Here is a 10,507-nt window from a genome sequence, read left to right on the forward strand (position 1 = left end):
AGCGTGTCGGCCGGACGCCGACAACACTTGCGGACCGTCCTGGCGGAGTCTCGCCGGTGTGCTTTTCCGACCGTCGGACCCGGGGCTCGGGTGACGGCCCGTGACGCTCCGCCAGAGGGGCAGGTGGGCGGGGTGCGCGGGGCGCCCCAAGGGCGGTGGACCGGCTGGTCCGGGGTGGTTCAGGGGGGCCGGGGGAAAGTTGTCCACAGGCCGGTTCCGGGGCCGCGTGCGGTTGTCCACAGGCCCGCCGCGGTGTCGGTGCGCGCCAGTAGGGTGTGAGACATGGCCGACCCCTCCAGCTACCGCCCCAGGCCGGGTGACATCCCGGACACTCCGGGGGTGTACAGGTTCCGCGACGAGCACCGCCGGGTGATCTACGTCGGGAAGGCGAAAAGCCTGCGCCAGCGCCTGGCCAACTACTTCCAGGACCTGGCGAACCTGCACCCGCGCACCCGGACGATGGTGACCACCGCCGCGTCCGTGGAGTGGACCGTGGTCTCCACCGAGGTGGAGGCGCTGCAGCTGGAGTACTCCTGGATCAAGGAGTACGACCCCCGGTTCAACGTCAAGTACCGCGACGACAAGAGCTACCCGTACCTCGCCGTGACGATGAACGAGGAGTTCCCGCGCGTGCAGGTGATGCGCGGTCACAAACGCAAGGGCGTCCGGTACTTCGGCCCCTACGCGCACGCCTGGGCCATCCGGGACACCGTCGATCTGCTGCTGCGGGTCTTCCCCGTACGCACCTGCTCCGCCGGGGTCTTCAAGAACGCCGCCCGCACCGGCCGTCCCTGCCTGCTCGGTTACATCGGCAAGTGCTCCGCGCCCTGCGTCGGCCGGATCGACGCCGCCGACCACTGGGACCTCGCCGACGAGTTCTGCGACTTCATGGCGGGCCGCACCGGCACCCATCTGCGCCGCCTGGAGAAGCAGATGGCCGAGGCCGCCGAGGAGATGGAGTACGAACGCGCCGCCCGGCTCCGCGACGACATCGGGGCGCTCAGGAAGGCCCTGGAGAAGAACGCGGTCGTGCTCGCCGACGCCACCGACGCCGACCTCGTCGCGGTCGCCGAGGACGAGCTGGAGGCGGCCGTCCAGATCTTCCACGTACGCGGCGGCCGGGTGCGCGGCCAGCGCGGCTGGGTCACCGACAAGGTCGAGGACGTCACCACCGGCGCCCTCGTCGAACACGCCCTCCAGCAGCTGTACGGCGAGGAGACCGGCGACGCCGTCCCCAAGGAGGTCCTGGTCCCGGCGCTGCCCGAACCCGTCGAGCCGGTCCAGGAGTGGCTGACCGGCCGACGCGGGGCCAACGTCTCGCTGCGCATCCCGCAGCGCGGCGACAAGAAGGCCCTCATGGAGACCGTGGAACGCAACGCCCAGCAGGCGCTCGCGCTGCACAAGACCAAGCGCGCCTCCGACCTCACCACCCGCTCCCGCGCTCTGGAGGAGATCGCCGACGCCCTCGACCTCGACAGCGCTCCGCTGCGCATCGAGTGTTACGACATCTCCCACCTCCAGGGCGACGACGTGGTCGCCTCGATGGTCGTTTTCGAGGACGGGCTCCAGCGCAAGGGGGAGTACCGCCGCTTCCAGATCAAGGGGTTCGCCGGGCAGGACGACGTGCGCTCCATGCACGAGGTCATCACCCGCCGCTTCCGCCGCTACCTCGCGGAGAAGGAACGCACCGGCGAGTGGACCGACGCCGACGGCCTCCCTGCGGACCCTGTCCCAGCCGACGGCGCGCCCGAGATCGGCACACCCGACACGGTCCCGTCCGACACCGCCCCCTCCGGGACCGCCACTGCCCCGGACACCGTTCCCTCCGGGATCGCCCCCTCCGGGATCGCCGCCCCCGACGACGGCCTCCTCGGCGCCCCGCTGAAGGACGACGACGGCCGCCCCCGGAAGTTCGCCTACCCGCCCCAGCTCGTCGTCGTGGACGGCGGACAGCCCCAGGTCGCCGCCGCCCGCCGGGCCCTGGACGAACTCGGTATCGACGACATCGCCGTGTGCGGCCTCGCCAAGCGGCTGGAGGAGGTCTGGCTGCCCGGCGAGGACGACCCCGTGGTGCTGCCCCGCACCAGCGAGGGCCTCTATCTCCTCCAGCGCGTCCGCGACGAGGCGCACCGCTTCGCCATCACCTACCAGCGCACCAGACGTGCCAAGCGGTTCCGCGCCGGACCCCTGGACGACGTACCCGGCCTCGGGGACACCCGGAAACAGGCACTCGTCAGGCATTTCGGCTCGGTGAAGAAGCTCCGGTCCGCCACAATCGAACAGATCCAGGAAGTGCCCGGCATAGGCCGCAAGACGGCCGAGACCATCGCCGCGGCCCTCGCCCGGACGGCACCGGCCGCACCCGCCGTGAACACGGCGACCGGAGAGATCATTGACGACGGGGAACCCGGCACGACGGCGGACTCCCCGGGGGAACCCGTGACCGCGGGCCTCCCCGACGACCGACGGGGGCAGGAGACATGAGCGAGCACGACGCACGGCCCGCAGCAGACCCGGCGCGAGAACGGACGCCCGCCGGGGAGCCGCACCAGGCGGCCCAGACAGACGGAGCACAGGTGAGCACCGACACCACCCCGGCCGCGACCCCCGAGGCGGCCATCCCCGAACTGGTCATCATCTCCGGCATGTCCGGGGCCGGGCGGTCCACCGCCGCCAAGTGCCTGGAGGACCTCGGCTGGTTCGTCGTGGACAACCTGCCGCCCGCCCTCATCCCCACGATGGTCGAACTCGGCGCCCGCTCCCAGGGCAACGTGGCGCGGATCGCCGTCGTCGTGGACGTGCGCGGCAGACGCTTCTTCGACAATCTGCGCGAATCCCTCGCCGACCTCGACAGCCGGGGTGTCACCCGGCGCATCGTCTTCCTGGAGTCCTCCGACGAGGCCTTGGTGCGCCGCTTCGAGTCGGTGCGCCGCCCGCACCCCCTCCAGGGCGACGGCCGCATCGTGGATGGCATCGCCGCCGAACGCGAACTCCTGCGGGAACTGCGCGGCGACGCCGACCTCGTCATCGACACCTCCAGCCTCAACGTGCACGAACTGCGCGCCAAGATGGACGCCCAGTTCGCGGGCGACGAGGAACCCGAACTCCGGGCCACCGTCATGTCGTTCGGCTTCAAGTACGGGCTGCCCGTGGACGCCGACCTCGTCGCCGACATGCGCTTCCTGCCCAACCCGCACTGGGTGCCCGAGCTTCGCCCCTTCACCGGCGTCAACGAGGAGGTCGCCGCGTACGTCTTCAACCAGCCCGGCGCCAAGGAGTTCCTCGACCGGTACGCCGAGCTGCTGCGCCTCATCGCCGCCGGATACCGGCGCGAGGGCAAGCGGTACGTGACCATCGCCATCGGCTGCACCGGCGGCAAGCACCGCTCGGTCGCCATGTCGGAGAAGCTCGCCGCGCGCCTCGCGGCCGAGGGAGTCGAGACGGTGGTCGTGCACCGGGACATGGGACGGGAATGACAGGACGTACACCGCGGCTGGGCCGGTTGCGCCGGGTGGTGCCGGAGGGCCGTACCGGCCGGGCCGCGGCCGAGGGGCGGGCCGACCGGCCCGTCGAGGCCCGCGGCGCCCGGCCGCGCAGACGCGGCGCCCAGCCCAAGGTCGTCGCTCTCGGCGGCGGCATGGGCCTGTCCGCCTCGCTCGCCGCGCTGCGCCGGATCACCGGCGACCTCACGGCCGTCGTCACCGTCGCCGACGACGGCGGCTCCAGCGGACGGCTCCGCGACGAACTGGGTGTGCTGCCCCCCGGTGATCTGCGCAAGGCGCTGGCCGCGCTCTGCGGCGACGACGACTGGGGGCAGACCTGGGCCCGCGTCATCCAGCACCGCTTCCAGTCGCGGGGCGAGATGCACGGCCACGCCGTCGGCAATCTGCTGATCGTCGCCCTGTGGGAGCAGCTCGGCGACCACGTCCAGGCCCTCGACCTGGTCGGCAAGCTGCTCGGCGCGCACGGACGGGTGCTGCCGATGTCCGCCGTGCCGCTGGAACTCCAGGCGCTGGTGCGGGGCCACGACCCGGAGCGCCCCGACGACGTGGACACCGTGCGCGGCCAGGCCACGGTGGCGCTCACCCCCGGCGAGGTGCAGTCCGTGCACCTCGTCCCGCACGACCCGCCCGCCGTGCCCGAGGCGGTGGCGGCCGTGCTGGACGCGGACTGGGTGGTGCTCGGTCCCGGCTCCTGGTTCTCCTCCGTCATCCCGCACCTCCTCGTGCCCGAACTGCTCGACGCGCTCTCCGCGACCAAGGCCCGCCGGGTGCTGCCGCTCAACCTCGCCCCGCAACCCGGAGAAACCGACGGCTTCTCACCGCAGCGTCATTTGGAGGTTTTGGGGCGACACGCCCCTAAACTCGCCCTGGACGTGGTGCTGGCCGACGAGGCCGCGGTGCCCGACCGCGACTCGCTCACCGAAGCCGCCAAGCGGCTGGGCGCCGCGGTCGAGCTGGCGCCGGTGGCCCGGACCGACGGAAGCCCCCGGCACGACCCGGAGCTGCTGGCCGCCGCGTACGACCGTATTTTTCGGATGCATGGAAGGATCGGCCCATGGCGATGACGGCAGCGGTGAAGGACGAGATCTCCCGGCTCCCCGTCACCCGTACCTGCTGCAGAAAGGCGGAGGTCTCCGCCATCCTGCGGTTCGCCGGCGGCCTCCATCTGGTGAGCGGGCGCATTGTGATCGAGGCGGAGCTGGACACGGCGATGGCGGCCCGGCGCCTCAAGCGGGACATCCTGGAGATCTTCGGGCACAGCTCCGAACTGATCGTGATGGCGCCCGGCGGACTGCGCCGCGGCTCCCGTTACGTGGTGCGCGTGGTCGCCGGTGGTGACCAACTGGCCCGGCAGACCGGTCTGGTGGACGGGCGGGGCCGACCGATCCGCGGGCTGCCGCCGCAGGTGGTCTCGGGGGCCACCTGCGACGCCGAGGCCGCCTGGCGGGGCGCGTTCCTCGCGCACGGCTCGCTCACCGAGCCCGGCCGCTCCTCCTCCCTCGAAGTGACCTGCCCCGGCCCCGAGGCCGCGCTCGCCCTGGTCGGCGCGGCCCGGAGGCTGTCCATCGCGGCCAAGGCGCGCGAGGTGCGCGGGGTGGACCGGGTGGTCGTCCGGGACGGCGACGCGATCGGCGCCCTGCTGACCCGGCTCGGCGCGCACGAGTCGGTGCTCGCCTGGGAGGAGCGCCGGATGCGGCGCGAGGTCCGGGCCACCGCCAACCGGCTCGCCAACTTCGACGACGCCAACCTGCGCCGTTCGGCACGGGCCGCCGTGGCGGCGGGCGCGCGGGTGCAGCGGGCGCTGGAGATCCTCGCCGACGACGTGCCGGAGCATCTGGCGGCGGCCGGGCGGCTGCGCATGGAGCACAAGCAGGCGTCGCTCGAGGAGTTGGGCGCCCTCGCCGACCCGCCGCTCACCAAGGACGCGGTCGCCGGGCGCATTCGCCGTCTGCTGGCGATGGCCGACAAGCGCGCCTCCGACCTGGGCATCCCCAGCACCGAGGCCAACCTCTCCGACGAACTGGCGGACAGCCTCTCGGGCTGACCCCGGCCCGGCACGACACACCCCCGCACCGGCGGCCCGCCTCGACGGCGGGCCGCCGGTGCGCTCATGTCCCCTCCGGGGGCCACCCGCCCCCGACGCCCGTCACAAGATCCCGCCCCCCAGCGCCCCCGTCACCGCCCCCCCTCCAAGAGCCGTACTCCGGGGCCCACATGCCCGCCGCCCCGCACACCGACGACGGCTGCAAGCACCTCACCCGCACCATCGACCTCACCGGTTGGACGACCCCTGTCAACAGGTGAGCGCAACCCCCTCTCAACAGTGCGGAAAACGGGCGTTCGTTGTGTGTCTCTCAGGTGAGCCGCCCCGCTCACGAACGAGTGAAACAGGCCCTCGGCGGCCCCGGCATCAGTGGGCGAATCACCAGGAAAACACCGCCGATCCGGGGTGGTCCGTACGCTACTGGCCGGTAAGTTCCGCCTGCCCTCGTACGCGGCATCTCGATGTCACCGAGGGGGCCGTGGAGGGGTAGGGTCGTGGTTGGTCGGGGACATCCCAAACACAGCTCGCCGGCACCGCATGGCCGGCGTACCAACGAGGAGATCGGTTCGTGACGATCCGCGTAGGCATCAACGGCTTCGGCCGTATCGGGCGTAACTACTTCCGCGCGCTCCTGGAGCAGGGCGCGGACATCGAGGTTGTGGCTGTCAACGACCTGGGGGACACCGCTACCACCGCTCACCTGCTGAAGTACGACACGATCCTGGGCCGCCTCAAGCAGGAGGTCTCCCACACCGCCGACACGATCACCGTGGGCGGCCACACCATCAAGGTGCTGTCCGAGCGCAACCCGGCCGACATCCCCTGGGGTGAGCTGGGCGTGGACATCGTCATCGAGTCCACCGGCATCTTCACCAGCAAGGCGGACGCCGCGAAGCACATCGCGGGCGGTGCGAAGAAGGTCCTCATCTCGGCCCCGGCCAAGGACGAGGACATCACCATCGTGATGGGCGTCAACCAGGACAAGTACGACGCGGCGCAGCACCACGTCATCTCCAACGCCTCCTGCACCACCAACTGCGTGGCGCCGATGGCGAAGATCCTGGACGAGAACTTCGGCATCGTCCGCGGCCTGATGACCACGGTGCACGCGTACACCAACGACCAGCGCATCCTGGACTTCCCGCACAAGGACCTGCGCCGCGCCCGCGCCGCCGCGGAGAACATCATCCCGACCACCACCGGTGCCGCCAAGGCCACCGCGCTGGTCCTCCCGCAGCTCAAGGGCAAGCTCGACGGCATCGCCATGCGCGTCCCGGTCCCCACCGGCTCCGTCACCGACCTCGTCATCGAGCTGAGCCGCGAGGTCACCAAGGAAGAGCTGAACGCCGCCTTCCAGAAGGCCGCCGAGGGCGAGCTGAAGGGCATCCTGGAGTACACCGAGGACCAGATCGTCTCCTCGGACATCGTCAACTCCCCGGCGTCCTGCACCTTCGACTCCTCCCTGACGATGGTCCAGGAGGGCAAGAACGTGAAGGTCATCGGCTGGTACGACAACGAGTGGGGCTACTCCAACCGCCTCGTGGACCTCACGGTCTTCGTCGGCGACCAGCTCTGATCGACCCGCGGCGGGCAGCCGAATGCGTCATCGCAGGGCTCGGGCAGCGCACCGTCGCGCTGTCCGGGCCCTGACGCGCGTGCGCGACGTCCGCGCCCGGCCTGCGAAGATCAGCCCTCGTAGGAACCAGAGCTTCCAGGAGCCCCTGTCATGAAGACCATCGACGAACTTCTCACCGCGGGAGTGGACGGCAAGCGGGTCTTCGTCCGTGCCGACCTCAACGTCCCGCTGGCGAACGGCGTCATCACCGACGACGGCCGCATCCGCGCCGTCCTGCCCACCGTCGAGGCGCTCGCCCGGGCGGGCGCCAAGGTGGTCGTCGCCTCGCACCTGGGCCGCCCCAAGGGCGCCCCGGACCCCGCCTTCTCGCTGCTGCCCGCCGCCGAGCGGCTCGGTGAACTCCTCGGCGCGCCCGTCGCGTTCGCCGACGACACCGTCGGCCCGTCCGCCCACGCGGCGGTCGGGGGCCTCGAACCCGGCCAGGTCGCCGTCATCGAGAACCTGCGCTTCAACCCCGGCGAGACGTCCAAGGACGACACCGAGCGCGGCGAGTTCGCCGACCGCCTCGCCGCCCTCGCCGACGTCTACGTGGGCGACGGCTTCGGGGCCGTGCACCGCAAGCACGCCTCGGTGTACGACCTCCCGGCCCGCCTCCCGCACTACGCGGGCCACCTCATCGCCACCGAGGTCGGCGTCCTGAAGAAGCTCACCGACGACGTCCGCCGCCCCTACGCGGTCGTGCTCGGCGGCTCCAAGGTCTCCGACAAGCTGGCCGTCATCGACCAGCTGCTCGGCAAGGCCGACAGGCTCCTCGTCGGCGGCGGCATGGTCTTCACCTTCCTCAAGGCCCAGGGGTACGAGGTCGGCACCTCGCTGCTCCAGGAGGACCAGATCCCGGTCGTCCGGGAGTACATCGAGCGCGCCGCGAAGAACGGCGTCGAGCTGGTCCTGCCCCTCGACGTGGTGGTGGCCCCGGAGTTCCCGGACCTCCGGACCAAGGCTCCCTCCAGCCCCGCCGTCGTCGCCGCGGACGCCATGCCCGCCGACCGGCTCGGCCTGGACATCGGCCCCGAGTCCCGCGCGCTCTACGCCTCGAAGCTCGCCGACGCCGAGACCGTCTTCTGGAACGGTCCGATGGGCGTCTTCGAGCACCCCGACTACGCCGAGGGCACCCGCGCGGTCGCCCAGGCCCTCGTGGACTCCGACGGGTTCACCGTCGTGGGCGGCGGTGACTCCGCCGCGGCCGTGCGTACGCTCGGCTTCGACGAGAACGCGTTCGGCCACATCTCGACCGGCGGCGGCGCCTCCCTCGAATACCTCGAGGGCAAGACGCTCCCCGGCCTCGCCGCACTGGAGGACTGACCCTTGAGCACCCGCACGCCGATCATGGCGGGCAACTGGAAGATGAACCTCAACCACCTGGAGGCCATCGCACACGTCCAGAAGCTCGCCTTCGCCCTGGCAGACAAGGACTACGAGGCCGTCGAGGTCGCCGTCCTGCCGCCCTTCACCGACCTGCGCTCCGTGCAGACCCTGGTGGACGGCGACAAGCTCAAGATCAAGTACGGTGCCCAGGACATCTCGCGCCACGACTCCGGCGCGTACACCGGCGAGATCTCCGGCCCGATGCTGGCCAAGCTGAAGTGCAGCTACGTGCTGGTCGGCCACTCCGAGCGCCGCCAGTACCACCAGGAGACCGACGAGACCGTCAACGCCAAGGTCAAGGCCGCCTACAAGCACGGCCTCACCCCGATCCTGTGCGTCGGCGAGGAACTCTCCGTCCGCGAGGCCGGAGACCACGTCGCGCACACCCTCGCCCAGGTCGAGGGCGGTCTGAAGGACCTCCCGGCCGAGCAGGCCGAGAGCGTCGTCATCGCCTACGAGCCCGTGTGGGCCATCGGCACCGGCAAGGTCTGCGGCGCCGACGACGCCCAGGAGGTGTGCGCCGCGATCCGCGCCAAGGTCGCGGAGCTGTACTCCCAGGACGTGGCCGACAAGGTCCGCGTCCAGTACGGCGGCTCCGTGAAGTCCGGCAACGTCGCGGAGATCATGGCCAAGGCCGACATCGACGGCGCCCTGGTCGGCGGCGCCGCGCTGGACGCCGACGAGTTCGTCAAGATCGTCCGCTTCCGCGACCAGTGAGCGCGGCCGTGCCCACCGTCCCGCTCCCGGCCTTGATCAGGGCCGGGAGTAGGCGGTAGCGGCGTTACGTCGTACTCTTGCGGGGGCACGGCCAGGTCGCCGTGCCCCCGTCCATCCGAATCCGAGGAAGTTGGTCCAGCCGTGGTTCTGGGGTTCTCGATCGCCCTCATCGTCTTCAGTCTGTTGATGATGCTGCTGGTGCTGATGCACAAGGGGAAGGGCGGCGGCCTCTCCGACATGTTCGGCGGCGGCATGCAGTCCTCCGTCGGCGGCTCCTCGGTCGCCGAGCGCAACCTCGACCGCATCACCATCGTGATCGGTGTGCTGTGGTTCGCGTGCGTCGTCGTCCTCGGCATGCTGATGAAGGCGAGCAACTGACCGTCGCGTTCTCCGCACGGTCGTTCCGTACGCAAGGCCCCATGTTCGGTTCCGCGCCCGCGAGCGCGGCCTATCATGGGGCCTGCGTCTTGTGCGCGGGGCTGTAACTCCCCTCACTGGACGCGCGTTGGGCCTTACGTAGACTGAGGCGCTCGCGGCGAAGCGGAAACACGCCGACTCGCTTCGCGGCACCATCACGCAGGGAGTTACGACCGTGGCAAGTGGCAACGCGATCCGGGGAAGCCGGGTCGGGGCGGGCCCGATGGGCGAGGCCGAGCGTGGCGAGTCCGCGCCGCGTCTGCGCATCTCCTTCTGGTGCTCCAACGGACACGAGACACAGCCCAGCTTCGCCAGCGACGCGCAGGTCCCCGACACCTGGGACTGCCCGCGCTGCGGCTTCCCCGCCGGACAGGACCAGGACAACCCGCCGGACCCGCCCCGCACCGAGCCGTACAAGACCCACCTCGCGTACGTGCGCGAGCGGCGCAGCGACGCGGACGGCGAGGCGATCCTCGCCGAAGCCCTCGCCAAGCTGCGCGGCGAGATCTAGGACCTCCACCGGCCGGGCCCCCACGGGTGCCCGGCCGCTGCCGTCCGGGCCGGGGCTCCGTGTGCCGTGTCCGCGCACCTTCACGCCTCCTTCCGTCCGCTGATCAATTAGGTTGGAACCGCCAGCGGGGGCAGACGCAGAAGAGAAGGCGGAAGTCGGACATGAACGCAGACGGCCGTACGCGACTCGACCGGACGCCCGAGTGGGCGGCGCTGGTCGAACACCGTGACGCTCAACAGTTCACGCTGCGTGGGTTGTTCGCGTCCGATCCGGGTCGTGCGGAGCGGTTGACCGCGCGGGTCGGTGATCTGTAC

The 10,507-nt window shown here is 71.2% G+C and carries 9 protein-coding genes and 1 pseudogene; all 10 read left to right on the forward strand.

The annotated features are described in order from the left end of the window. Positions 1 to 282 precede the first annotated feature (282 nt). Positions 283 to 2,484, forward strand: coding sequence for an excinuclease ABC subunit UvrC (uvrC, locus tag KUM39_RS25755; RefSeq protein ID WP_217788169.1), 2,202 nt, complete (start codon positions 283 to 285; stop codon positions 2,482 to 2,484). Beyond that, positions 2,481 to 3,476: an RNase adapter RapZ gene (rapZ, locus tag KUM39_RS25760; RefSeq protein WP_217788170.1), complete on the forward strand. Its 996-nt coding sequence runs from the start codon at positions 2,481 to 2,483 to the stop codon at positions 3,474 to 3,476. Before uvrC ends, rapZ begins: the two co-directional genes overlap by 4 nt. After that, on the forward strand, positions 3,473 to 4,567 hold the full coding sequence (locus tag KUM39_RS25765; RefSeq protein ID WP_217788171.1) for a gluconeogenesis factor YvcK family protein: 1,095 nt from the start codon (positions 3,473 to 3,475) through the stop codon (positions 4,565 to 4,567). Before rapZ ends, KUM39_RS25765 begins: the two co-directional genes overlap by 4 nt. Further along, positions 4,558 to 5,547: a DNA-binding protein WhiA gene (whiA, locus tag KUM39_RS25770; RefSeq protein ID WP_217788172.1), complete on the forward strand. Its 990-nt coding sequence runs from the start codon at positions 4,558 to 4,560 to the stop codon at positions 5,545 to 5,547. The genes KUM39_RS25765 and whiA overlap by 10 nt, the downstream gene beginning before the upstream one ends. Positions 5,548 to 6,115: 568 nt before the next feature. After that, positions 6,116 to 7,123, forward strand: coding sequence for a type I glyceraldehyde-3-phosphate dehydrogenase (gene gap, locus KUM39_RS25775; RefSeq protein WP_217788173.1), 1,008 nt, complete (start codon positions 6,116 to 6,118; stop codon positions 7,121 to 7,123). Between the two features lie 150 nt (positions 7,124 to 7,273). After that, on the forward strand, positions 7,274 to 8,485 hold the full coding sequence (locus KUM39_RS25780) for a phosphoglycerate kinase (RefSeq protein ID WP_217788174.1): 1,212 nt from the start codon (positions 7,274 to 7,276) through the stop codon (positions 8,483 to 8,485). A 3-nt stretch (positions 8,486 to 8,488) separates the two neighbouring features. Beyond that, on the forward strand, positions 8,489 to 9,265 hold the full coding sequence (gene tpiA, locus KUM39_RS25785; protein ID WP_217788175.1) for a triose-phosphate isomerase: 777 nt from the start codon (positions 8,489 to 8,491) through the stop codon (positions 9,263 to 9,265). 141 nt (positions 9,266 to 9,406) lie between these two features. Continuing rightward, positions 9,407 to 9,643 (forward strand): preprotein translocase subunit SecG, encoded by a 237-nt coding sequence (secG, locus tag KUM39_RS25790; protein WP_217788176.1) that lies wholly within the window; start codon positions 9,407 to 9,409, stop codon positions 9,641 to 9,643. Positions 9,644 to 9,857: 214 nt separating this feature from the next. Beyond that, positions 9,858 to 10,193, forward strand: coding sequence for an RNA polymerase-binding protein RbpA (locus tag KUM39_RS25795; RefSeq protein ID WP_006349936.1), 336 nt, complete (start codon positions 9,858 to 9,860; stop codon positions 10,191 to 10,193). A gap of 161 nt (positions 10,194 to 10,354) precedes the next feature. After that, positions 10,355 to 10,507, forward strand: a pseudogene (locus KUM39_RS28425) (glucose-6-phosphate isomerase); the annotation flags it as partial.

This window comes from Streptomyces corallincola, assembly GCF_019104725.1.
In the GTDB taxonomy this organism is placed as follows: domain Bacteria; phylum Actinomycetota; class Actinomycetes; order Streptomycetales; family Streptomycetaceae; genus Streptomyces; species Streptomyces corallincola.

What these genes read in the sequence shown, in the direction of transcription:
- uvrC (WP_217788169.1), top strand. Translation starts at nt 283, where the DNA reads ATGGCCGACCCCTCCAGCTACCGCCCCAGGCCGGGTGACATCCCGGAC.
- KUM39_RS25765 (WP_217788171.1), top strand. Translation starts at nt 3,473, where the DNA reads ATGACAGGACGTACACCGCGGCTGGGCCGGTTGCGCCGGGTGGTGCCG.
- KUM39_RS25780 (WP_217788174.1), top strand. Translation starts at nt 7,274, where the DNA reads ATGAAGACCATCGACGAACTTCTCACCGCGGGAGTGGACGGCAAGCGG.
- whiA (WP_217788172.1), top strand. Translation starts at nt 4,558, where the DNA reads ATGGCGATGACGGCAGCGGTGAAGGACGAGATCTCCCGGCTCCCCGTC.
- rapZ (WP_217788170.1), top strand. Translation starts at nt 2,481, where the DNA reads ATGAGCGAGCACGACGCACGGCCCGCAGCAGACCCGGCGCGAGAACGG.